The organism is Bacillus sp. FJAT-28004 (assembly GCF_001280845.1).
Lineage (GTDB): Bacteria > Bacillota > Bacilli > Paenibacillales > Paenibacillaceae > Pristimantibacillus.
Genome location: NZ_LGHP01000004.1, coordinates 397,416 through 421,253 on the forward strand (window position 1 = coordinate 397,416; position 23,838 = coordinate 421,253).

Genomic DNA, 23,838 nt, shown 5'->3' on the forward strand with positions numbered 1-23,838 from the left:
TCTAATGCCTCCCAAAACTCATAACAACTACAATATATATTGACTCAAATCACGATTTTGCGCAATGCTTCCGAGTTTTTCTCGAACGTATTCCGGCGTAATCGTCATTTTTTCGAGCGACAGCTCAGGCGCTTCAAAAGATAGATCCTCCAGCAGCTTCTCCAAAATCGTATGCAAGCGCCGTGCACCAATATTTTCGGTATTGCGGTTAACGTCTGCTGCTATGGATGCCAACTCACGAATCGCTTCATCCGTAAATTCGATCTGAATGCCTTCAGTCTCAAGCAGAGCGGAATACTGCTTTGTTAAAGCATTTTTTGGTTCTTTCAAAATACTTACAAAATCGTCCAAGCTAAGACTGGTTAGCTCTACCCGGATTGGGAAACGACCTTGAAGCTCAGGTATCAAATCAGAAGGTTTGGCAACATGAAATGCGCCAGCAGCAATAAACAACACATAATCCGTTTTAACTGGGCCATACTTTGTCATTACAGTAGAGCCTTCAACGATTGGCAAAATATCACGTTGAACGCCTTCCCTGGAAACATCTGGTCCTGATCCACGTGACGGGCTCGCAATTTTGTCAATTTCATCTATGAAAATAATGCCGGATTGCTCAGCCCTTGTAATCGATTCGGTAATGACATCATCCATGTCGATTATTTTATTAGCTTCCTCCTGTGTCAAAACCTTGCGTGCTTCCTTGACAGGCAGCTTTCGCTTCTTAGGCTTCTTAGGCATTAATTGACCAAACAGCTCTTGCATATTCATGCCCATACCTTCTGGTCCTTGGCCCGACAGCATATCCATCATGTTAGGTGAGGAGTCCTCTACCTCAATTTCAATGATTTCATTTTCCAGTTTTCCAGAGGCGAGCTGCTCTTTAATTTGCGAGCGTTTTTGAAAGAGCGCATTTTCTACTTCCGGCTCTTCCTTTTGTTCCTCTGACTGCTGTTGATTGCCAAACAGCATCTCAAAAGGATTTTTTTGCGATTTAGCTTTTGTTGTCGACGGCGCGAGCAAAGAAACAATCCGATCGTTAGCAAGCTTTTCTGCTCTGTCTTTCACTTTTTCCGTTTTTTCTGTTTTCACCATGCGAATAGCCGTTTCCACTAGATCTCGGACCATGGATTCAACATCTCGGCCAACATAGCCGACCTCAGTAAATTTCGTCGCTTCTAGTTTAACAAAAGGTGCTTTTACCAACTTTGCCAAGCGGCGTGCGATTTCCGTTTTACCTACTCCGGTAGGTCCGATCATCAAAATATTTTTCGGAACGATTTCATCGCGCAGCGTTTCATCGAGCAAACTTCTCCGGTAACGATTGCGAAGCGCAATTGCTACTGAACGTTTCGCCGGTTTTTGTCCAACGATATACTTATCTAGCTCCGCTACGATCTGACGTGGCGTCAGTGCATCATTTCCCATTATAAAATCCCTCCGATTTCTATTCTTCGCTATGACTTTCCGAAGTTTGGCCGTCTATCCAAAATAGTGTTACTCGATTTATTCGATCTCTTCAACAATAATATTATGATTCGTGAACACACAAATTTCTGCTGCTATTTCTAGCGATGAACGCGCGATATCTTTTGCTTCCATTTGAGGTGCATGACGTTGTAGCGCTCTAGCAGCCGATAAAGCGAAGCTGCCGCCTGAGCCAATTGCCAAAATACCGTCATCCGGTTCTATGATCTCACCATTGCCTGATATAAGCAGCAAGCCTGATTTGTCCATAACGAGCATCATTGCTTCCAATCTGCGCAAGACGCGGTCGGAGCGCCATTCCTTAGCAAGCTCAACAGCAGAGCGTTGTAAGTTGCCGTGATGCTCCTCCAGCTTAGCCTCAAACTTTTCGAACAAAGTAATGGCATCTGCAACTGATCCTGCAAAACCTGCGACGACTTGACCGCGGTAGAGCCTTCTTACTTTTTTCGCAGAGTTTTTCATGACCATGCTATTCCCAAAAGTGACCTGACCATCCCCGGCAATTGCACCTTTACCCTCATGACGAACTGCGCAAATCGTAGTTGCGTGAAATTGCATTTCCATTGCTTTGCCTCCTCAAGGTTCCAAAATAAATTAAATTGCCATGCCTTCATTACGAAACATTATTGCAAATGTTCCTTTTTAAATTGCTCAATACCTTCCAGAGCGCGATTCGCGATCATCTCGTTCTTTTCTTTTTTGCTGCGGATCTTCTTCTCAAGCGGTGGAAATAAACCGAAATTAGCATTCATCGGTTGAAAATGCTTGAAATCAGCTGTTGTAATATAATGAGCCATACTGCCAAGCGTTGTTTGCTCAGGCAAAACGAGCGGCTCAAGATCTCGAGCTAGTCTTGCAGCGTTGATGCCGGCAATCAAACCAGAAGCAGCAGATTCCACATAACCTTCAACACCGGTCATTTGGCCTGCAAAAAATAACGTCTCACGGTTGTTAAGCTGATAGGTTGGCTTAAGCAATCGTGGTGAATTGATAAACGTGTTGCGATGCATAACACCGAAACGCACAAACTCTGCATTTTCTAGGCCTGGTATTAATGAGAAGACGCGTTTTTGCTCTCCCCATTTCAGATGTGTCTGAAAACCAACCAAATTATATAGCGTTCCTGCCGCGTTATCCTGACGAAGTTGGATTACAGCATGTGGCAGCTCGCCCGTATGTGGATTAATAAGTCCAACCGGCTTCATTGGTCCAAACAAGACCGTTTGTTTACCTCTGCTCGCCATAATCTCAATCGGCATACAGCCTTCAAAGTAAACTTCCTTTTCAAAATCCTTTACTTCTGCTTTCTCGGCCGTTGTCAGTGCTTCGTGGAAAATTTCAAACTCTTCTTCTGTCATCGGGCAGTTCAAATAAGCAGCTTCACCTTTATCATAACGAGATGCTAGATAAACCTTGCTCATATCAATGGAATCTTTTTCGACGATTGGTGCCGCAGCATCATAGAAATAAAAATACTCCTCGCCAAGCAGCTCTTGAATCTGTGAAGATAAGCCTGGTGCCGTTAGCGGACCTGTAGCAATAACAACAATTCCGTCTTTAGGAATCTCTGTTACTTCTTCATTCCGCACTTCCACTAGCGGATGCTCATGAAGTCTACGAGTAACTTCACCAGAAAAACCATCGCGGTCAACCGCCAGCGCTCCTCCTGCCGGTACAGCGTGCTGATCGGCACAGCTCAAAATAAGCGAGTCTAGTCGGCGCATTTCTTCCTTTAATACGCCAACAGCATTTGCCAGACCGTTGGAACGCAAGCTATTGCTGCAAACAAGTTCTGCGAATTGATTTGTATGATGAGCAGGTGTTTTTGTGACTGGACGCATTTCATATAAAACGACAGGTACTCCTTGTGATGCGATTTGCCATGCTGCCTCGCTGCCTGCTAGACCTGCTCCAATGACGGTTACTTTTTGTGGTTGTGACAAAATATATTCAATCCTTTCAAGATATAATTCAGTTTATTCGTATTTATAAGTTATTAACTCCCAATGAGTAGTTACAGCTAGTCATTTGAACAACTCGAACGTTAAAAAATGCTATAGCAGCTTTAATGTTATGAGGGTCGCAACAAGCTTCGTTAACGTGCGGACTCTATTGAATAGTTAAGTTCTTTGAATATTGGCTTAATTGAAAGCAGATTATTCCTACAGCATTTCTAGCTCCATAAATATATTAAAAAACTTGCTCGTTTTGCGGTGTCATATCGACCCTGCTCCAGATTCCTCATTTAAAGCCGTATAAACTGCATTTCCGCAATGCAATCCATCAACTCCGAACAATTGTCCGTTTCATCTTGCAATTTGTGCAGGGTGCCTTTACGAAGCTTAAAATGTTTTTTTTCACAAACCAAGTTTGTTTAACAAGGATATTCGTCACAGTTGTCGCGTTAAATACATGATACTTCGACGTTTCAAATCAACGATCGTTAAACCCTCCCGAGGTTTAGGAGGGTTATTGTGAACGAACTGTCCGATTACAACGGTGTCCTCCCTGTTTCGAGGGAGGACGGGGACAGCGTTGTCATACATTTGCAGTTAGCCTTGTTTTATATAGCGCCATTCATCATAAGCCAAATGTGATGTTTCTTTATTCCATATCCGTACCCTGCTCGTCTTCATCCAAAACCTCTTCTGAATAGTCGCATGTTGGGCAGAGCAGCTTTGCTCCACTACGATTGCGCTTCTCAACTAGCTTAGACTCCCCACATTGCGGGCAAGGCTTATTCGTCGGTTTGTCCCACGACACATAATCACAGCCAGGATATTGATCACAGCCATAGAATATACGTCCTTTTTTACTCCGACGCTCGATGATTTTGCCTTCAGCGCATTTCGGACATGTCACGCCGATATCTTTGACGATCGGTTTCGTATTGCGGCAATCCGGAAAGCCCGAGCACGCAAGAAACTTGCCGAATCGACCCATCTTGTAGACTAAGTGGCGTCCGCACTTCTCACAAATCTCATCAGACACTTCATCTTGAATTTCTATTTCCTTCATTTCATCTTCGGCAACTTCTAGTCTTTTCTCAAAGGATTCGTAAAAATTAGCTAGCACTTTTACCCAATCCTCAGTGCCTTCTTCCACATGGTCGAGGTTTCCTTCCATGTTTGCTGTAAATTCAGCATCCAGAATTTCCGGAAAAAACTCCTCCATGAGCTGAATGACCAGGTCGCCAAGCTCAGTCGGCATAAATTTTTTCTCTTCCATAGCAATGTATCCACGCTTCTGAATCGTTTCCAGTGTAGGCGCATACGTACTTGGACGTCCTATTCCGAGCTCTTCAAGCGTCTTTACCAGCCGTGCTTCAGTAAACCTTGGCGGCGGCTGAGTGAAATGCTGTTTTGGATCAATTGATTCTGATTGAATGACATCACCAGCAGCTAGCGGCGGTAAAAACTTATGCTCTTCAACCGTGCCATCATCATTGCCTTCCACATATACCTTCATAAAACCGGCAAATTTCACTTTTGAGCCCGTAGCTCTAAAAATCGTATCGCCTGCCTGCAAGTCAACTGTCATCGTGTCGAGCACAGCTGATTGCATTTGACTTGAAACGAAACGTTCCCATACGAGCTTATACAGCCTCAGCTGATCACGACTCAAGAACGGTTTCATTGATTCGGGGTCTCTCAAAATGGACGTTGGACGAATCGCTTCATGCGCGTCTTGAGCATTGCTGTTTTTCTTTGTATAAATACGTGGTTGTTCAGGCACAAAAGCCTCGCCATACTTTTCAGTAATGAATTCCTTCGCTTCTTCCTGTGCGATAGGCGATATACGCGTGGAATCGGTTCTCATATAGGTAATTAAACCGACTGTGCCTTCTTTTCCAAGCTCAACACCTTCATACAGCTGCTGTGCAACAGACATCGTCTTAGACGCGCGGAAACCTAGCTTCCTTGCCGCTTCCTGCTGAAGTGAGCTTGTAATAAATGGTGGCGCAGGATTGCGCAAACGTTCCTTCTCTCTCACGTCAGAGACGGTGAGCTTGCTGCCCTTCATCGCTTGAAGAACTTCCTGAACGTCCGCTTCCTTGCCTAACTCGCGTTTTTCTCCATTTATGGAATGATATTTCGCATCAAATGGAATTCCAGCATGAGCCAGTTTCGCGGTAATGGACCAGTATTCCTCAGGAATGAATGCATCGATTTCATTTTCACGATCGATAATGAGCTTAACCGCAACCGATTGAACCCTGCCCGCTGACAAGCCCTTTTTCACTTTCTTCCACAGAAGCGGACTGATCTTGTAACCAACTAATCGATCCAAAATCCGTCTTGCCTGCTGAGCGTTAACTAAATCCATATTAATTTTGCGCGGCGTCTTAAAAGCATCCTTCACGGCCTGCTTCGTAATTTCATTAAATACAACGCGGCAAGTATCGGTCTCATCAAGCTCCAAATAATGCGCCAAATGCCAAGCAATCGCTTCACCTTCGCGATCCGGATCGGCTGCTAGAAAGACATGTTTTACTTTTTTGCTGGCATCCTTCAATTCCTTGAGAATGCTGCCTTTGCCACGGATTGTTATGTATTTAGGATTAAAATCATTTTCAACCTCGACGCCGATCTGGCTTTTGGGCAAATCGCGAATATGTCCCATAGAAGCTTTAACGATATATTTACTGCCAAGATATTTTCCTATCGTTTTGGCTTTTGCGGGTGATTCGACGATAACTAAAGAATCTGCCATGTAAGGCGCCTCCTCTCTCCATTGCAAGCTATAAAGCAATATATATTGACCCGTGCTGCAATTCAATTTTGCGTTTTATACATAAATTTAGCAGAAGTGCGTTCAAATGTCCAAACGGGAAGGCTGAGAGCTCGTGCAACTCATTGATAGATAATGGCTGATCTCGCAAAAAACCGATTAATTTATTCTCTTCTGGCGTTAGCTCAGCACCATTTGATTCCTGTTTGGACTTGCTCGTATTATCTGCTTCCTTGTAAGCTTTAAGTGCTTCCGGCAGCCAATTCAATTCATCAATAATATCGTCAACGCTGCTGATAAGCTTTGCTTCTCCGCGCTTGATGAGTCCATTTGGCCCGTCGCTTTTTGGCGATGAGTTTGGACCGGGTATAGCAAACAACTCCCGAGACATGTCCATTGCATGCTGTGCTGTAATCAGAGAACCGCTTTTTGTTGCCCCCTCCACAATGACCGTTCCTACCGACAATGCCGCAATAATGCGGTTGCGCTGAGGAAATTGTCCCGGGTGCAGCGGAGTACCGATCGGGGTTTCTGATACGAGCAAGCCATGTTCGGAAATTTTATGAAATAATGATTGATTCTCAGACGGATAACACTTATCAATAGGTGTAGGCAGAACAGCAATCGTTCCTCCCGCTCCATACAGTGCTGCTTCATGGGCTTTGCTATCGACGCCTTTTGCTAAGCCACTTACCACCGTTAAACCCGCAGAGGATAGCTCCTGTGCAAGTGTAGTTGCAGATTGTCTGCCGTATGCGCTCGGCACTCTCGTACCCACCACCGCTATTGCGGGGCGCTGCAGCAGCTCCAGTCGACCTCTAGCATATAAGACCCAAGGCGGCTGTGCAATTTCTCTTAAAATTTTCGGATATGCGGAATCATATGGTGTCAATGCGATTGCATTGACTGCGGCAATTGCTTCCGACGGATCTTCTGTCAAAATCCATGGCTGCTCAGCATAACGCTCTGCCGCTGCTTTTGCTTGGCCTCGATGAAGGCCTATAGCAAGTAAATCCTCTATGCTCCATGTTCGTTTATTCCAAAATTGATGTTGAACGGCTTTTTGAATAGCATGCCATCCAATACCAGGAATTTCGTGAAAGGCAATAACCATTTGTCTACGAATATCTAGATTTTTAGTCATCTAAACCAAGCCCCTTCTCAACTCGGGCTGGCCTGCATACTTATCTATTGTGCGGTACATAGCATAAGAATGCAAGTCAGCCGATAAAATAATGGCAATCCGCAATAAAAAAAGCAACCTTCCAACTCCCGTTTTCGGGTCGTTGAAAGGTTGCTTACCTTAGATCAAACTATACAATTATTTGCGTGTAATACATTTTTCAAGAAGGCCTTGCTCTTCAAGAACACTTACGAGCGTTGAACCCATTTCGGATGGTGTTGGAGCTACTTTAATGCCGCAAGCTTCAAGCGTTGCTATTTTTTCAGCAGCTGTTCCTTTACCGCCAGAAATGATTGCGCCAGCATGTCCCATCCGTTTGCCTGGAGGCGCTGTTGCGCCGCCGATGAAGCCGACAACTGGTTTTTTCATGTTGGCTTTAATCCACTCAGCAGCTTCTTCCTCTGCCGTACCGCCGATTTCACCAATCATGATTACTGCGTAGGTATCTGGATCTTCATTGAAAAGATTCAAGATATCGATAAACTCAGAGCCTTTAACCGGGTCGCCGCCGATTCCTACTGCAGAAGATTGACCAATTCCACGAGTCGTCAATTGATGAACCGCTTCATAAGTCAAAGTTCCGGAGCGAGAAATTACGCCAACATGTCCAGCGGTATGAATGTAACCAGGCATAATACCAATTTTACATTCATCCGGCGTAATAACGCCTGGGCAGTTTGGTCCGATAAGAACGGTTTTGCTGCCGTCCATGTAACGCTTAACTTTTACCATATCAAGCACGGGAATGCCTTCTGTAATACAGATAACAAGATCAAGCTCAGCGTCAACAGCTTCCATGATTGCATCTGCAGCAAATGCAGGTGGTACATAGATAACTGAAGCATTAGCGCCAGTAGCAGCTTTAGCTTGAGCAACCGTGTTGAAAACAGGCAATGATACGAGCGTGCCGTTATCAAGTGTAATATCAACGTTCGTGCCACCTTTGCCAGGTGTTACGCCGCCGACCATTTGCGTACCGTATTCCAATCCGCCTTTGGTATGGAACAAGCCAGTTGCTCCTGTAATACCTTGGGTAATGACTTTTGTATCTTTATTAACCAAAATGCTCACTCTTAACTCACATCCCCTGAATGAATTCGTATGCGGCTATAGCCACACAGCAAGTTATCTTATTTCACGAGAGCGACAATCTTCTGCGCGCCGTCCGCCATGGAATCCGCAGCCACGATGTTCAATCCCGATTCTTTCAAAATGTTTTTGCCGAGGTCTACGTTAGTACCTTCTAGACGAACAACGAGCGGACGGTCAAGACCGACTTGCTTCGCAGCTTCGACAACACCATTAGCAATAACGTCACAACGCATAATGCCACCGAAAATGTTAACGAAAATACCTTTAACTTTCTCATCAGACAAAATGATTTTGAACGCTTCAGTTACTTTCTCAGCTGTAGCACCGCCCCCTACGTCAAGGAAGTTAGCAGGGTCGCCGCCGTAATATTTGATAATATCCATTGTCGCCATCGCAAGGCCTGCACCGTTGACCAAGCAACCGATGTTGCCGTCAAGAGCGATGTAGCTAAGGTCGTATTTGGACGCTTCAATTTCTTTCGCGTCTTCTTCTTCCAAATCGCGAAGCTCAACGATATCTTTGTGACGATAAAGAGCGTTAGAGTCGAAGTTCAGTTTCGCATCAAGAGCAATAACTTGTCCGTCGCCAGTTACAACAAGCGGATTGATTTCTGCAATGGATGCATCTTTCTCTACAAAAGCTGTGTATAGAGAAATCATGAACTTAACTGCTTTGTTAACAAGCTCATTAGGAATGTTGATTGCATAAGCTAGTTTGCGCGCTTGGAACGCTTGCAAGCCAACAGCTGGATCAACGATCTCCTTAATAATTTTCTCCGGGGAGTGCTCAGCAACTTCTTCAATCTCAGTGCCGCCCTCTTCCGAAGCCATCATAACGACACGACCCGTACCGCGGTCTAATACTACGCCGATATAATATTCTTTCTTAATGTCACAGCCTTCTTCGATCAGAAGACGTTTGACTTCTTTGCCTTCTGGACCTGTTTGATGTGTAACGAGCACTTTGCCTAGAATCTCACTAGCATAAGCGCGCACCTCATCAAGATTTTTTGCTACTTTAACTCCGCCCGCTTTACCACGGCCGCCAGCGTGAATTTGCGCTTTCACGACAACAACCTTTGTTCCGAGCGATTTAGCCGCTTCAACAGCTTCGTCTACAGTGAAGGCTACTCTACCTTCAGGTACGACGACACCATACTGTTTAAGGACCGCTTTCCCTTGATATTCATGGATATTCATTGTTGAAATCCTCCATTTCACAGACTGAAATCAGTCATATGTACACAAACCTCTATTATTGTAGCACCTTTCCCCGACAGTTACCTTACTTTCACACATAATTAATACGGCTTTTTTGATATGGGTTTCATCTCAAATTGAGATTAAAGCAATAAAACCAGCTGGAATGCTCGTTTCATAAGGGAAAATACCACGCCATTTAGTATGACCCAATCCTAAAATTCATACCCGAAACTTTTTATTTATTGACAATAAGAAGACAACTAAACTATGATATTGGCAAATTCATAACGATGGAACGGAATCGTAAGGAAGCACCTTCATTCACACATATGGGGGTGCTTTTTGTCGTGTTTAGTTTAATTCAGAGCGCAAGTGTATATGGGGTTGATGGAAAAAGCATTTCGGTAGAGGTTGATATTTCCAGTGGTTTGCCGCAAATCAACGTTGTCGGACTCCCTGATCCTGCAGTCCGTGAATCGGTTGAACGAGTAAGAGCGGCTCTTAAAAACAGTGGTTTTACTTTTCCTATGGATAGAATTACAGTTAATCTAGCTCCTGCCGACTTGCGCAAAGAAGGCACATCCTTTGATTTGGCCATTGCGGCGGGAATCTTAACTGCAAGCGGTCAAATTAGCGCTGTCCCCTTTGAGAGCACGCTGCTTCTAGGTGAGCTCTCACTAAATGGCAATGTCCGTCCGGTTGCCGGTGTACTGGCCATGATTGAGCAAGCCAAACGACTTGGCTTTAAGCGTGTCTTGCTGCCGGTCGCCAATGTTAAGGAGGCAGTCTGGATTTCTGATATGGAATTGTTTGCATTAAGCCACTTGAACGAGCTGGATTTACTCAAAAAGAAACAAACAGACTGGAATGATATCCGTGTCGATCAAAGGAAAGATACCACTTTCAGTCAAAGCCAAAACAAAGCGTATATGGATAAACAAGATGAAATCGGTGATTATGGAGATGTTATTGGCCAACATCAAGCCAAGCGAGCAATGCTCATAGCTGCAGCCGGAAAACACAATATTTTACTCAGTGGGCCTCCAGGTACAGGTAAAACTATGATGATTCGGCGTCTACCGGGGATATTGCCTTTATTGAACGAACAAGAAGCACTTGAGGTTACGAAAATTTACAGTGTGGCTGGCAAACTGCTGGATAGCTCCCACGGCCTCATTACACATCCACCCTTCCGTGCTCCGCACCATACGATATCAGCCGGCGGGCTGATCGGAGGCGGCTCGATCCCGAAGCCTGGAGAGGTAACACTCGCTCATCGCGGTATCCTCTTTCTTGATGAACTGCCTGAGTTTCCAAGGCAAGTGCTGGAAGTTATGCGACAGCCGCTTGAGGATCGAATCGTCACGATATCCCGCTCCAAAGCGGTGTTTCAGTTTCCTGCAAGCATTATGCTCGCTGCATCCTTCAATCCATGTCCATGCGGTTACTATGGGCATGAACAAGGGGATAAGCGCTGCACTTGCAGTGCAACTCTCATTAGCCGTTATCGATCCAAGATATCAGGCCCTTTGCTTGACCGAATAGATTTGCAGCTTGAAGTGCCACGGCCCATTTCTTTAGACCAGGCTTTAACTGGTCCATCACTTAATACCGCTCAAATGAGGCAGTTGGTGCTGGGTTCATATGCCTTTCAACAAGATCGCACTGCAAATATCGGTCTTAAAAACATAGGAGCACAAACAGGTGCTGCCCTTCGGAGATCTGTAAATATAAAGCCTGAAGCCGTCAGTCTGCTGGAAAACGCTTTTGAAGCACTTGGTATCAGCATGCGGGCATATGACCGCATGCTGAAGCTTGCTCGCACTATAGCCGATCTTGAAGCGAGCGATACGGTTGATACAGCGCATATCGCAGAAGCCATTCAATATCGCGGGCTGGACAAACCGCTTCCATAATAAAAAATAGGCTTTCTCTGCTGGTTACAACCTGCCAGAGAAAGCCCATTTCATTTTTTTGCTAGAATGCTCCCTCATAATGCTTGAAGGAAGTGATGGTTTCATCCATTCGGCTTATCAATATCGCAATAACATCGAATCGAACGGATGCACCTGAACGCCCAACACTGCGCAAATATACTTGAGCTGCGTCCCTTACCTTTTGCTGCTTACGATGATCCACCGACTCTGCGGCTGTGCCGAATCTACCGCCATCTTTTCTCGTACGCACTTCAATAAATACGAGTCTATCAGACTGTTCGGCAATAATATCAATTTCTCCAGTGCGGCAGCGCCAATTCCTGCTCAGAATACAATATTTCGCTTCTATTAGATACAAACAGGCAGCTTCCTCGCCCTGCTCACCTGTAGCCTTCCTTGTATCGCGTTTACGTATCCGCTCCGCTCTGCCATCAGCCTCAACCATCAATCATATCCCTCGCTTTACGATCAGAACGATAGACGAAACTCAAAATCTCCGCGACTAGTGTATACAGCTCATTCGGAATTTCCTGATCGACATCAAGCTTGGAGAGCACTTCTACTAACGAGGAGTCTTCTTGAACAGGAATGCCATTTTCCTTCGCTTTCTCAAGGATGAGATCCGCCAAATGACCTTTCCCTTTAGCAACCATTACCGGAGCCGTTCGCTCACCTGGCTCGTATTTTAAAGCGACAGCTTTCCTGACTTTTGCTCGTGGCGGATTAGTTCCCTGATCGCTGCTCATATGCGATAATCGACTCCTTTGTAGCGATTTGAAGCAAAAGAGCTTATATCGGTCATTTGTTGGCTCTTAACTGCTGCTGCTGCTGACGCTTCTACCAGCTTTGATTCTCCTGCTTTAGGCAGCGGCGTCGTACGTAGTGAAAGCAGCTGATAACCTGCTTGCTGCAGGCTGGTCGCAATTTCATTACGAGAACCTTCAGCAAGCGTTGAAATGGCGGGATGATCATTCCACAAATTCAAACTAACAATTTTGTCCATGACATTTACATCAACCATCGTATCACCCAGCGTATTCATCGATAGATTAAACAGCAGTCTGCAATTGGAAGAGTCCAGCTCGCCTTTTCGCCCTCTTCTTGTCTGAATATGAACAGAGGCGGTTTGTTTTCCGTCTGCGTTATTGATTGGAATAAACATTGTCACATGCGTCAGCACCGAGCTGTTGCGTTCAGGAGTGAGCAAAAGCTGCTGTCCCGTTATTTGTTGAACGAGCTGCTGCGCTGTCTCCTTGATAGCTGGAGGGGTATGATCTGATGAAACAAGAGCTAGCAATGCGCTTTTCAATGATTCCTGCTGAGCAGGCGGAGAAGAATCCGTCATTGGCATGTTATCTGCAACAGTAGAAAGAACAGCTAATGCCGCACGTTCAACAATATTCTTATGGTCCGGAAGCCTTACTTGCTGGGGTTCAGCAGCTTCAACCTCAGCAGCTTTTGCGGGTATAATCGTCTGAGCTGCGTCCTTGGTGCTTGCATCAACGAGTGGACTTTGCTGCATTTGGCTTGAAGGTTGGGGCACTGCTGCCGCTGGCTTTGCAGCATTTGCATGATCTGCTGCTGCAGACTGTGAAGACGGCGCTGATTGTCCCGTCCCAGTATCCGCCGTAAATACTTTGGCTAGCTGAAGCTCATGATCGACGCCCATCCATTTCATCATCTGTCCAAGCCAATTGGGCTGACTTGGCGGACTGGCTGCCGCTCTTATCGCTTGAGGGTTAGCTTGTTGTTCAGGACCATCGTCCTCTGGCATAGAGATGTTTACTGCATTCGCCTGCGGCAAATCCGTTTTGGCTATTTGTGCGTTCAATGGCTTAGCAGTCGTCATTTCCTTTAAAGCAGCTTCTCCTGATCGTGAGGTTTCAAGCTCAGCAGTCGCTCCACGAAGCAGCTCCAAACCTTCCGTCAATAGCGCTTGCACACGCATAGCTGCTTGAGTTGCAGCCTTTGTTTCAACCGTTCCTTCATCCGAAACGTTTGTGAACGAAGTAATTTGCTGTTGCAAGGTTTCTAACAGCTCGTGCGCACTGCGTCCGAACATCACTTGCTGCATCGCACCTACTGTAGCACCTGTCATAGGCAAACCTCGCTTAAACGTTGCAGCGGCGGACTGCATCCACTGCTCCGCATCTGCACCTGCTGGCATGGCAGCGGCAGCTTGCTGGAATGCCTGAGCAACCTCGCGGTTCAGAATAACGCCTTCTTTCCGCAAATCCTTTACGAGCTGAGCAGCCCATTTCTGCTCAGGCAATGCTAGCTGCTTAGCCCATTCCTTGAATGTATCATCCGGCAATCCCACTTGCCCTGGCTCTACTTGCTTTAGCGTAACAAGAGCTCCGCTGGATTGTGGCTGTACCTGCAGCATTGCGGATTGACCCACTTGAAGCGGCAGCTCCAGCTTTGCTCGGACCTGAACACCATTAATTTGAACAAGTGCCTCGTTATTTTCCATGACCTGCAGGATCACACCTCGTACCACTTGTCCAACTTTGAGTTCTACAGCTCTTGTATCCGCACTAGAAGCCTCTCCCAAGAAGCTTCGCATCATTTGACTTATATTCATTTGTTAAATCGCCTCCGTTGCTCCAGCGCCATTCTATGCGTTTGCTCTATGCGCGTAAGCGAGCTCCATACATAAGCATATACGACTTCATTGAACCTATAAGCCTTATATCGGTCATAATGAGCAAAGCTTGTAGCCATTCATTCCAAAAAATAGCCATAAAACAAAATAACGCCCGATAATTACACTAGGCATCCTTTGCCTCGCACAATCAATCGAGCGTCATATAGCTTCTTTTGTAAGGAATAACTAGAAGAGTTGCAGCTGCTCCTCAGTAAACAAATTGCCCAGAAAAGACCTGCGATGCAATGGGCTTGGCCCATTCGCAAGCAATCGCTCCCGATGCAGCTTAGTCGCATATCCTTTGTGTATAGCAATTCCATAAGCAGGGTATTCCTGTTCCCATTCTGTCATGCATAGCCTATCGCGCGTCACCTTTGCTACGATAGACGCAGCGGCAATAGATTGGCTTGTAGCATCGCCTTTAATGATCGAGAGCTGTGGCAGACTGACATCGACCTTCTCCGCATCAATAAGTAAGTAGTCGGAAGGAATCTGCAAGGATTCCACTGCAATTTTCATTGCAAGCCTAGCTGCCTGCTTAATATTGATTCGATCAACGGTTTCAGCATCAACACGAGCAGCCGACCAAGCGACACATTCCTGCAAAATAATATCATATAGCTGGTCACGCTTTTTCTCGGAAAGCTTCTTTGAGTCGTTTACTCCCTCGATTACTAGTCCTGGCGGTAAAATAACTGCAGCTGCAACGACGTCTCCGAACAAGCATCCGCGGCCTACCTCATCCACACCAGCAATCGCTTTATATCCTTCTTGCCATAACGACTGTTCATATTGCAGCACGTTACGTTCCCCCGTTTCACATCAATAAGGTGGCGCTTCGAGCGTAATTCTTCCTAGCTTGCCTGAGCGCAAATCACGCAAAATGATTCCGGATGTCTTCTCCAGATCGACGTGTCCACCACTCACTAGACAACCTCTTCGACGTCCGATATCTTCCATCACACGCACGATCTCATCTGAATCAGAAACATCCTTAGGAGGCGTATCCAACTCATAACGTTCTTTCATGTTAGGCCAGTAACGATCTACTAGCTCACGCATCGCAAAAAATGCGATATCGTCAACGTTCAAAATTTGCTCTCTAATTGCACCTGTCATTGCAAGCCTGTATCCGACGAGCTCATCCTCAAACTTTGGCCACAATATGCCCGGCGTATCGAGCAATTCCATTTCAGTTCCAATCTTAATCCATTGTTGCCCCTTTGTAACGCCTGGGCGATCACCGGTTAAAGCAATAGCGCGTCCAGCGAGCTTGTTGATCAACGTGGATTTCCCGACATTCGGTATACCTACAATAAGCCCGCGAATCGCACGCGGATTTATTCCTTTTGCAATTTGACGTGCAATTTTCTCATGCAAAATTTGCTTTGCTTTGAGTGGAACCTCATTTACCTTCGTGCCTGTAGAGGAATCAATTGCGATCGATTCATGGCCTTCATTACGGAAATAAGCCATCCATTGCTCTGTTGTTTTTGGATCGGCCAAGTCAGATTTGTTCAATACAATCAATCTTGGCTTTCCGTTCAAAATTTCCTCAATCATCGGATTACGGCTAGAAAGCGGAACCCGTGCATCCAATAGTTCGATGGCAAGATCGATTAGTTTGAGCTTGTCTTGTATTTGCCGTTTCGCCCGCGTCATATGACCCGGAAACCATTGAATGGTCATTTACTCACCTCATTTAGTCCAGTGCTTTATAAACTCTAGTTTGTTCAGCGGCCAAAAAATAATATCAGCGCGTCCAACAACCTCTTTATCCGATACAAATCCGATAACCCTGCTATCTGTGCTGTCGCTGCGATTGTCGCCAAGTGCAAAGATTGTGTCCTCTGGTACTGTAATTTCAGACACATCGGAATTAATTCCTTTTTCATTGTATAGCTTGCCTTCGGCATGTGCTGCCTCAATAGCTTCTTTTAAATAAGGCTCGTCTATTTTTTTATCATTAATATAGAGGTCGTCGCCTTCGAGTCGAATTTTATCACCCGGTACGCCAATCACTCGTTTTATAAATTTACGGCCTTGCTCTGGGACATCGAACACAACGACCTCTCCAAATTTCGGCTCGCGTATCGTATACAAAATCTTATTTACTATTAATCGTTCGCCGGTCTCGAAATTAGGCTTCATGGAAGGTCCGTCGACGATGAATGGTGAAAACAAAAATTGACGAATAAGAAATACGAGAACGACCGCAATGACTAGAGCCTTGATCCATTCTACGACTTCTTTATAAGCTCCACCCTGTTTTCCTGAGCCGGATGCATGGGCTGCTGCACGGTTTGGTAAATTCTGCTCAATGTCCGCATGTTCCTGTGTATTTTTCAATTCATGATCATTGCCATTATCCAGCCCGTCATTTCGCTGCTGTGAGTCCACTCAGTCCGCCTTCTTCCCATATGCTGTAATATGTAAATGACCTTAGAGAAAAAACGAAAAGGAGCTTGTTTGCGCAAGCCCCTCTTGTCGTTTGTTCTTAACGAATTTCTTTAATACGAGCAGCTTTTCCGCGAAGACTACGTAGGTAGTACAATTTCGCGCGACGTACTTTACCACGGCGAGCCACTTCGATTTTTTCGATTTTAGGCGAGTTAAGCGGGAAAGTTCTTTCCACACCAACACCGTAGGAAATTTTACGCACTGTAAAAGTTTCGCTGATTCCACCGCCGCGACGTTTGATTACAACGCCTTCGAACAATTGGATACGCTCACGAGTTCCCTCGATAACTTTTACATGAACTTTTAGCGTGTCACCTGGACGAAAGTTCGGTAGACCTTGGCGCAGATTTTCTTGCGCAATTGTTTGCAAAAGATTCATTTGATTCACTCCTTCCACCATAGACGTTCTTATAAGCTCACCGGATTCCTCTGAATCGGTTCATCGCTGATAGCGGACCGTCCGACTTTACGAACAACATTAGAAATTTTACCATAGCCAGCCCAATAATACAACACGATTTTTTTATTCCTAAATCATGTATACTAAATGATGACAAACACCGACATGAAGAGGTGATAAATTTGTACCATAATAAACCATCTTTTTTAAGTAAAACCAAAGGGGGAATCACTGCTGTACTATTATTATTAGCCATCTCAGCACCATTACAAACCTCTGCCGAACCTTTGACTTTTAAAGATACCAATGGGCACTGGGCTAGCTCCTATATCTCATGGGCAATCGATCAGAAATTAGCTCAAGGTTATGGGGATAACTCCTTCAAACCTAACAAGGTCGTTAATGAAGCTGAATTTCTCGCTATGCTCCTGAGAGCCTATGGATTAGTTACTGAATCATCATCCAGCACCAATAATTGGTCCAAGCCTTATTACGATTATGCGAATAATCTCGGTTGGCCAATCAACAGCTCATCGCAAAATGTCGAATTCCGGCGTGGACAAGCTGCTCTACTGCTTGCTTCTGCTGCCAATGGCAAAGCATTTACAGAGCAAAGCGCTATCCAATGGCTGCTTGATGAAAAAATATCGAACGGCCGAACCTCTGCCACCGTTAGCGGCTTCATCCCAGATGGTAAGCTTACTCGCGCGGAGGCGCTGACGTTTTTCTATAACCTGAAACTTCATTCCAATGCTTTATCCAAAGTGAAAATTCCAAAAACAAGTGATCGACTTCATGAAATAACACTAAACGATACCCTCCAAACACTTCAACAAACGCTCGGAAAACCGTCAAGGATCGATCCAAGCGAGTATGGCTTCTCTTGGCACATCTATAATAGCAGCTATACCAATTACATGATGTTCGGCATCCAAAACGACCTTGTAATCGCCCTTTTCTCCAATGCAAAAGATAGCTGGGCAATGAAATCAGGCATCCAAGTCGGTCAAACGATTGAAAATGCTAAAAAGATGATTGACAGTGTGAGCAAAGCTGAGGCAAAAGACGACTTCTACGCTTACACCACAAAAAACGTACATACCGTTCTCTTTATTGACAGATTAGGCGGAAACAAAATTGCTGGCATGATGCAAATGGATCAAGCCATTTCCAAGTCCACGGCGTTAAAGTCAGTTAATACATCCAAACTTGCAGCTGCATATGAACAGCAGCTCTTCGATCTAACGAACGCGGAACGCGCTGTTCGGAGGATTCCTCTGCTCCAATGGGACAAGCTCGCTGCTGCCTCAGCACACAGCCATAGCAACGATATGAGTACACGCCAATTTTTTGACCATAACAATCCAGACGGCTCGTCTCCCTTTGACCGCATGAAGGCAAAAGGCGTTAAATACCATTCCGCTGCTGAAAACATAGCAGCCGGATATACAAACAGCATCTTTGCTCACTATGGCTGGGTCAATTCCAAAGAAGGGCACCGGGAAGTACTGCTAAACAGCAAGCTTGAGCGCCTAGGTACTGGTGTTGCCTTAGGAGGAACCTATAAAGTATATTATACCCAAAATTTTTATACGCCATAATCGATCTCTTCTAATAAACAAAGCCGCAACGAATGTCGTTGCGGCTTTGTTTATTAGCTAGGGTCGTTCTATCTGCTTGTCTTATGCGGCTCCTGCTTCAATTGAGCAGCTACCCACTTACGCTCCTTGTCTGTGAGAGGAGCGCTCCTCAGAAGGTCAGGACGGCGCTGCAGCGTCCGCAGCAGCGACTGCTCGCGACGCCATACCTCAATATTTGCATGATGTCCGGATATAAGGACTTCCGGAACATCCCAGCCACGGAACGAAGCCGGGCGTGTGTAATGCGGATGCTCGAGCAAACCTGTGCTATAAGAATCGGTGACCGCAGAAGTTTCATTGCCAAGTACGCCTGGCAGCAATCTAACAACGCTATCTATGAGTACCATCGCTGGTATTTCTCCACCCGTTAGTACGTAATCACCAATCGAAAGCTCGTCCGTCACGAGATGCTCGCGTATACGCTCGTCATAGCCTTCATAATGTCCGCAAATAAGAACCAAATGCTGTTCCTTTGCAAGCTCTTCAGCCTTCTTCTGTGTAAACTGTGCTCCTTGCGGGCAAAGAAGGATAACACGCGGCTTTATATTGTCATCCACCTTTAAATCCTCAACAGCAGCAAATACCGGATCAGGCTTCAATACCATACCGCCGCCGCCGCCGTATGGATAATCGTCAACCGTGTTATGCTTATTCCCTGAATAGGCACGGAAGTTGATTGCTTGAGGGGATACGATCCCCTTCTCTTTCGCTTTTCCTAGAATGCTCGAATTGAACACGCCATCGAACATTTCAGGAAACAGCGTCAGCACATCTATTTTCATCGGTTAAATCAATCCTTCCATCAAATGGACCGTTACGATTTTCTCTTTTGTATCGACGTTGACTAATACATCATCGATTACAGGCAATAACAGCTGTTTTCCAGAGCCCTTTGGACGATCCACAACCCATACATCATTCGCGCCTGGACTTAATATTTCCGATATCGTGCCCAGCTCCTCGCCTTCCTCTGTCACAACGCGGCAGCCTATAATTTCGTGATAATAGTATTCTCCTTCTTCCAGCTCGAGCTGCTGGTCAGAAGAGATTTTTAGTACCCAGCCTTTATATTTCTCAACTACATTAATGTCAGTGAAGCCTTCCAGCTTCAATATGTATACGTTTTTGTTCGCGCGCGAGCTGATCACTTTTACTTCAAGCGATGCTCCGCTTTCCTCATTTACCATAAGAAGCTTGTTCCCAGCTGCGAATCGAACATCTGCAAAATCCGTTTGTGAAAGTATTTTCAATTCTCCCCGGATACCGTGCGTATTAACTACTTTACCAACTGTAAACCATTTTTCGTTCATTACAACCAGCCCTTCATATGTGTATAACCTTATTATACATGCAAAAACGGCTACGTTCCATGTTGAAGAACGGTAATGCTAGCTGCTCCATTGCATGTCGGGGCAAAATGCCTTAGTGGTGATCCCAAAACATGAATCTTCAAATTAAAAAATCAAAAAAGAGGCCTTCCATGAGTTCAATGAACTCATGAAAAGCCTCCGCGTGATCATGACATAATGTCGACGATAACACGCTTTTGCGATTTCACGGAAGCAGAAGTCACTACCGTGCGAATCGCTTTCGCTATGCGTCCCTGTTTACCGATGATTTTACCGATATCCTCGGGGTGAACCGAAAGCTCGTATATCGTGCCACGGTCATCATCCTTCACATTGATTAGCACCTGATCAGGATGATCAACCAATGCCTTCGCTATGACAAGAATCAATTCTTTCATCTCAAGGCCCTCCGCTGTTCAACAGTTATTTCTGTTGCTTAAGCTCATGGAACTTTTTAAGAACACCAGCTTTGGAAAGCAAGTCACGAACTGTATCAGAAGCTTGCGCTCCAGTTTGCAACCATTTTAGCGCTTTCTCTTCATCAATCTTAACTTGAGCCGGTTGTGCAACCGGGTTATAAGTACCGATTTCTTCGATAAAACGACCATCACGCGGCGAACGGGAATCCGATACTACTACGCGGTAGAAAGGAGCTTTGTGAGCACCAATTCTTTTCAAACGAATACGTACTGCCATAAAAATTCACCTCCTTCAAAGAGTAAACAGCTATTAAAACGGGAACTTCATATTTTTGCCGAGCATACCTTTCAGGCCTTTTTTGCCGCCTTTTGGTCCTTTCGGCCCCATCATCGATGAGAATTGCTTCATCATTTTTTTCATATCGTCAAACTGCTTGATGAGGCGGTTAACCTCCACGATCGTCGTGCCGCTGCCAGCAGCTACACGCTTGCGGCGACTGTGATTAAGCAGTTCTGGCTTTTGCTTCTCCTCTTTCGTCATGGAGCGGACAATAGCTTCGACGCGGCCGATTTGTTTCTCATCGACCTTCATATCCTTCATGCCCTTCATCTTGTTCATGCCGGGCAGCATATCCATAATTTGATCAAGCGGTCCGAGATTGCGAACCTGCTCCATCTGCTCAAGGAAATCGTCGAACGTAAACTCTGCAGTGCGCATTTTACGTTCCATTTCCTTCGCTTTATCCGCATCGATGTTCGACTGTGCTTTCTCGATCAGAGATAACATGTCGCCCATGCCGAGAATCCGTGAAGCCATACGCTCAGGATGGAACGGCTCCAAGGAGTCGATCTTCTCACCCATTGCTGCGAATTTAATCGGACAACCTGTAACTGCTTTAACCGAAAGCGCCGCGCCACCGCGAGTATCGCCATCCAGCTTAGTCAGTACAACACCCGTTAAAGCGAGCTGTTCATGGAAGCTCTGCGCAACGTTTACAGCATCTTGTCCTGTCATTGCATCTACAACGAGGAGAACTTCATCCGGCTTCGTAACCTGATGAATTTGCTTAAGCTCTTCCATCAGTTCTTCGTCGATATGTAAACGACCGGCGGTGTCAATGATGATATAGTCATTGCCGTTCTCTTTGGCATGCTGTAGTCCAGCACGCGCAATCTCTACAGGCGATGTCTGATCACCCAAGGAGAAGACCGGCGCATTGATTTGTTCACCAAGCACTTGGAGCTGCTTAATCGCAGCTGGACGATAAATATCACAAGCGATAAGAAGCGGCTTATTGTTGCTCTTCTGAAGCAATTTTGCCAGCTTGCCTGAAGTTGTCGTCTTACCAGCACCTTGCAAGCCCGCCATCATAATGACTGTCGGAGGCTTATTAGCCTTTACCAGCTTGCTCTGCGTGCCGCCCATCAGCTCGGTCAGCTCTTTATTTACGATATCGATGACGACCATGCCGGGCGTGAAACTCTTGGATACATCCAAGCCGATAGCCCGTTCCTTCACCTTCGCAATAAAGTCCTTCACAACTTTAAAGTTAACATCTGCCTCTAGAAGCGCCAAGCGTACTTCGCGCATTGCTTCGCTAACATCATCCTCGGAAACCTTGCCTTTGCCCCTCAGCTTGCTGAACACATTTTGAAGCCGACTCGATAAGCTCTCAAATGCTGCCATGTACCGTCACCTCCATTCTTCATGTTTTATTCGGCTAATTTAAATTGTGCAATGACACTCATGAGCGCCTGCCTATCCTGCTCTGCAATGGAAAGCCCGTTAACGCTGTTTACAAGCTGCACAGTTAATTGTTGAAGAGATTCATGTCTTACAAGCAAGCCTAACTTGCCCTCATAGCTCTCAAGCACTTGTTCTGCGCGCTTGATGTGTTCGTATACCGCTTGTCTGCTAATACCGAACTCGCCGGCAATTTCCCCAAGGGAGAAGTCGTCGTGGAAATAATATTTGAGAAACGTCCGCTGCTTCTCTGTCAAGAGCGGCTCGTAAAAGTCGAACAACAAGTTTATTCGGGTTGTTTTGGACAAGGCATCTGGTTCATTTGCTTTCATCCCCTCAGCCCCTCCTGTTATTATGCTTGTGTTGCCGACAAGGTAAATACCTTTACACCTGCAACGTCTTTTATAATACATGACACTATAGGCTACTGTCAAGTATTTTCCCTTGTCACCTTTACGAGCTTTTTTCAATGCTCTTAACCATCGTTTTTTGCAGTCTATTCCGCCGTTTTTTCTCCGCCCTGATCATCCTCGCGTTGGATTAATCCCGCAAACAAAGCATGAATAAATTGCTCTGAATCAAACTGCTGCAAATCGCCCATTTTCTCACCTAGACCTACGAGTTTAACAGGCAAGCTTAGTTCATTGCGTATGGCGATAACGATTCCACCTTTAGCCGTGCCATCAAGCTTTGTCAACACTAGACCGGTAACGCCGCTTTTCTCGCCAAACAACTTCGCTTGACTTAGCGCATTTTGGCCTGTCGTTGCATCAAGCACAAGCAGAACCTCATGAGGCGCATCTGGAAGCTCGCGTTGAATAACGCGAAAAATCTTGTTGAGCTCTTCCATCAAATTCGTTTTGTTTTGCAGCCTGCCAGCCGTATCGCATAAAAGAACGTCTACGCCACGTTGCTTTGCAGCTTGCACCGCATCGAACATGACAGCAGCTGGGTCTGCCCCAGATTGCTGCTTGATTACATCGACGCCAACACGCTGTCCCCACACCTCAAGCTGCTCGATAGCGCCTGCGCGGAAAGTATCGCCGGCTGCCATAAGCACACTTTTGCCTTCACTCTTAAATTTATGAGCAAGCTTGCCAATTGTCGTCGTCTTGCCTACTCCATTAACGCCAACAAACAATATAACAGTTATGCCGCTTGGCGCCATGCGCAAGCCAGAATGATCGTCACCCTTCATAAGCTGAATCAGCTTCTCAGATAGGATAGGCTGCAAATCAGTTGCATCCTCAATCTTCCGTTTTTTCACTTCGACGCGCAGATCATCAATAAGCTGCATAACGGTATTCACGCCGACATCGGCGCCAATTAAAATCTCCTCTAGCTCTTCATAAAACTGCTCATCGATTTTTTTGCGGCGCGTAATAAGTTCCTCGACCTTCTCAACAAAAGCCGTACGCGTCTTCGATAAGCCTTCTTTGAAAATATTCGTCACCGCTTCTGTTTTTGTCGCGATGCTTTCCTTCAGCTTCTTAAAAAAACTCATCGTTTCAACTCCCTATCCTCACATTGCCGGTTTTTCTATAAT

The 23,838-nt window shown here is 45.6% G+C and carries 23 protein-coding genes; 2 read left to right on the forward strand and 21 right to left on the reverse strand.

Annotation, left to right across the window (positions count from 1 at the left end; translation table 11 throughout):
• Nucleotides 1-27: 27 nt before the first annotated feature.
• From hslU to sucC, 7 genes are all read right to left on the reverse strand, one after another.
• Complete coding sequence (gene hslU, locus AC787_RS31885) at nucleotides 28-1,428, reverse strand: ATP-dependent protease ATPase subunit HslU (protein ID WP_054028994.1); 1,401 nt, start codon at nucleotides 1,426-1,428, stop codon at nucleotides 28-30.
• Between the two features lie 78 nt (nucleotides 1,429-1,506).
• On the reverse strand, nucleotides 1,507-2,052 hold the full coding sequence (gene hslV, locus AC787_RS31890) for an ATP-dependent protease subunit HslV (protein ID WP_054028995.1): 546 nt from the start codon (nucleotides 2,050-2,052) through the stop codon (nucleotides 1,507-1,509).
• 59 nt (nucleotides 2,053-2,111) lie between these two features.
• Nucleotides 2,112-3,431 (reverse strand): FADH(2)-oxidizing methylenetetrahydrofolate--tRNA-(uracil(54)-C(5))-methyltransferase TrmFO, encoded by a 1,320-nt coding sequence (gene trmFO / locus AC787_RS31895; RefSeq protein WP_054028996.1) that lies wholly within the window; start codon nucleotides 3,429-3,431, stop codon nucleotides 2,112-2,114.
• A 661-nt stretch (nucleotides 3,432-4,092) separates the two neighbouring features.
• Nucleotides 4,093-6,201, reverse strand: a complete 2,109-nt coding sequence (topA, locus tag AC787_RS31900) for a type I DNA topoisomerase (protein ID WP_054028997.1) — start codon at nucleotides 6,199-6,201, stop codon at nucleotides 4,093-4,095.
• A gap of 28 nt (nucleotides 6,202-6,229) precedes the next feature.
• Nucleotides 6,230-7,363, reverse strand: a complete 1,134-nt coding sequence (gene dprA / locus AC787_RS31905) for a DNA-processing protein DprA (protein WP_054028998.1) — start codon at nucleotides 7,361-7,363, stop codon at nucleotides 6,230-6,232.
• A 177-nt stretch (nucleotides 7,364-7,540) separates the two neighbouring features.
• Nucleotides 7,541-8,473, reverse strand: a complete 933-nt coding sequence (gene sucD / locus AC787_RS31910) for a succinate--CoA ligase subunit alpha (protein WP_053375706.1) — start codon at nucleotides 8,471-8,473, stop codon at nucleotides 7,541-7,543.
• A 59-nt stretch (nucleotides 8,474-8,532) separates the two neighbouring features.
• Nucleotides 8,533-9,693, reverse strand: coding sequence for an ADP-forming succinate--CoA ligase subunit beta (gene sucC, locus AC787_RS31915; RefSeq protein ID WP_054028999.1), 1,161 nt, complete (start codon nucleotides 9,691-9,693; stop codon nucleotides 8,533-8,535).
• 350 nt (nucleotides 9,694-10,043) lie between these two features.
• On the opposite strand from sucC, the gene AC787_RS31920 reads away from it, so the two are divergent.
• A complete protein-coding gene (locus AC787_RS31920; protein ID WP_054029066.1) occupies nucleotides 10,044-11,612 on the forward strand; it encodes a YifB family Mg chelatase-like AAA ATPase in 1,569 nt (522 codons plus the stop codon).
• 61 nt (nucleotides 11,613-11,673) lie between these two features.
• On the opposite strand, the gene AC787_RS31925 is transcribed toward AC787_RS31920, so the two are convergent.
• From AC787_RS31925 to rplS, 7 genes are all read right to left on the reverse strand, one after another.
• Nucleotides 11,674-12,078 (reverse strand): YraN family protein, encoded by a 405-nt coding sequence (locus tag AC787_RS31925; protein WP_054029000.1) that lies wholly within the window; start codon nucleotides 12,076-12,078, stop codon nucleotides 11,674-11,676.
• The gene (locus AC787_RS31930; RefSeq protein WP_054029001.1) at nucleotides 12,071-12,379 is read right to left on the reverse strand and encodes an EscU/YscU/HrcU family type III secretion system export apparatus switch protein; all 309 of its coding nucleotides are present in this window, start codon (nucleotides 12,377-12,379) and stop codon (nucleotides 12,071-12,073) included. The genes AC787_RS31925 and AC787_RS31930 overlap by 8 nt, the downstream gene beginning before the upstream one ends.
• Entirely contained in the window at nucleotides 12,376-14,217 is a 1,842-nt protein-coding gene (locus tag AC787_RS31935; protein ID WP_054029002.1) for a hypothetical protein, read from the reverse strand. The genes AC787_RS31930 and AC787_RS31935 overlap by 4 nt, the downstream gene beginning before the upstream one ends.
• Before the next feature lie 249 nt (nucleotides 14,218-14,466).
• Entirely contained in the window at nucleotides 14,467-15,081 is a 615-nt protein-coding gene (locus AC787_RS31940) for a ribonuclease HII (RefSeq protein ID WP_054029003.1), read from the reverse strand.
• Nucleotides 15,082-15,102: 21 nt separating this feature from the next.
• On the reverse strand, nucleotides 15,103-15,969 hold the full coding sequence (ylqF, locus tag AC787_RS31945) for a ribosome biogenesis GTPase YlqF (RefSeq protein WP_054029004.1): 867 nt from the start codon (nucleotides 15,967-15,969) through the stop codon (nucleotides 15,103-15,105).
• Nucleotides 15,970-15,978: 9 nt separating this feature from the next.
• Complete coding sequence (gene lepB, locus AC787_RS31950) at nucleotides 15,979-16,602, reverse strand: signal peptidase I (protein WP_054029067.1); 624 nt, start codon at nucleotides 16,600-16,602, stop codon at nucleotides 15,979-15,981.
• 175 nt (nucleotides 16,603-16,777) lie between these two features.
• Nucleotides 16,778-17,119: a 50S ribosomal protein L19 gene (gene rplS / locus AC787_RS31955; RefSeq protein ID WP_053375699.1), complete on the reverse strand. Its 342-nt coding sequence runs from the start codon at nucleotides 17,117-17,119 to the stop codon at nucleotides 16,778-16,780.
• Nucleotides 17,120-17,322: 203 nt separating this feature from the next.
• Between rplS and AC787_RS31960 the strand changes: the two genes are divergently transcribed.
• Complete coding sequence (locus tag AC787_RS31960; protein WP_054029005.1) at nucleotides 17,323-18,741, forward strand: CAP-associated domain-containing protein; 1,419 nt, start codon at nucleotides 17,323-17,325, stop codon at nucleotides 18,739-18,741.
• Between the two features lie 68 nt (nucleotides 18,742-18,809).
• Here AC787_RS31960 and trmD read toward each other — a convergent pair whose 3' ends face one another.
• The 7 genes from trmD to ftsY form a co-directional block, all read right to left on the reverse strand.
• Nucleotides 18,810-19,562: a tRNA (guanosine(37)-N1)-methyltransferase TrmD gene (trmD, locus tag AC787_RS31965; protein WP_054029006.1), complete on the reverse strand. Its 753-nt coding sequence runs from the start codon at nucleotides 19,560-19,562 to the stop codon at nucleotides 18,810-18,812.
• A gap of 3 nt (nucleotides 19,563-19,565) precedes the next feature.
• Nucleotides 19,566-20,090 carry a ribosome maturation factor RimM gene (rimM, locus tag AC787_RS31970; RefSeq protein ID WP_054029007.1) on the reverse strand — a complete coding sequence of 175 codons (525 nt, stop codon included), beginning with the start codon at nucleotides 20,088-20,090 and terminating at the stop codon, nucleotides 19,566-19,568.
• Between the two features lie 206 nt (nucleotides 20,091-20,296).
• Nucleotides 20,297-20,527 carry a KH domain-containing protein gene (locus AC787_RS31975; RefSeq protein WP_054029008.1) on the reverse strand — a complete coding sequence of 77 codons (231 nt, stop codon included), beginning with the start codon at nucleotides 20,525-20,527 and terminating at the stop codon, nucleotides 20,297-20,299.
• A 25-nt stretch (nucleotides 20,528-20,552) separates the two neighbouring features.
• On the reverse strand, nucleotides 20,553-20,825 hold the full coding sequence (gene rpsP / locus AC787_RS31980) for a 30S ribosomal protein S16 (protein ID WP_053375694.1): 273 nt from the start codon (nucleotides 20,823-20,825) through the stop codon (nucleotides 20,553-20,555).
• 33 nt (nucleotides 20,826-20,858) lie between these two features.
• Nucleotides 20,859-22,235, reverse strand: coding sequence for a signal recognition particle protein (gene ffh / locus AC787_RS31985; protein WP_054029009.1), 1,377 nt, complete (start codon nucleotides 22,233-22,235; stop codon nucleotides 20,859-20,861).
• Between the two features lie 26 nt (nucleotides 22,236-22,261).
• Complete coding sequence (ylxM, locus tag AC787_RS31990) at nucleotides 22,262-22,624, reverse strand: YlxM family DNA-binding protein (protein ID WP_054029010.1); 363 nt, start codon at nucleotides 22,622-22,624, stop codon at nucleotides 22,262-22,264.
• Nucleotides 22,625-22,788: 164 nt separating this feature from the next.
• A complete protein-coding gene (gene ftsY, locus AC787_RS31995) occupies nucleotides 22,789-23,796 on the reverse strand; it encodes a signal recognition particle-docking protein FtsY (RefSeq protein WP_054029011.1) in 1,008 nt (335 codons plus the stop codon).
• Nucleotides 23,797-23,838 lie beyond the last annotated feature (42 nt).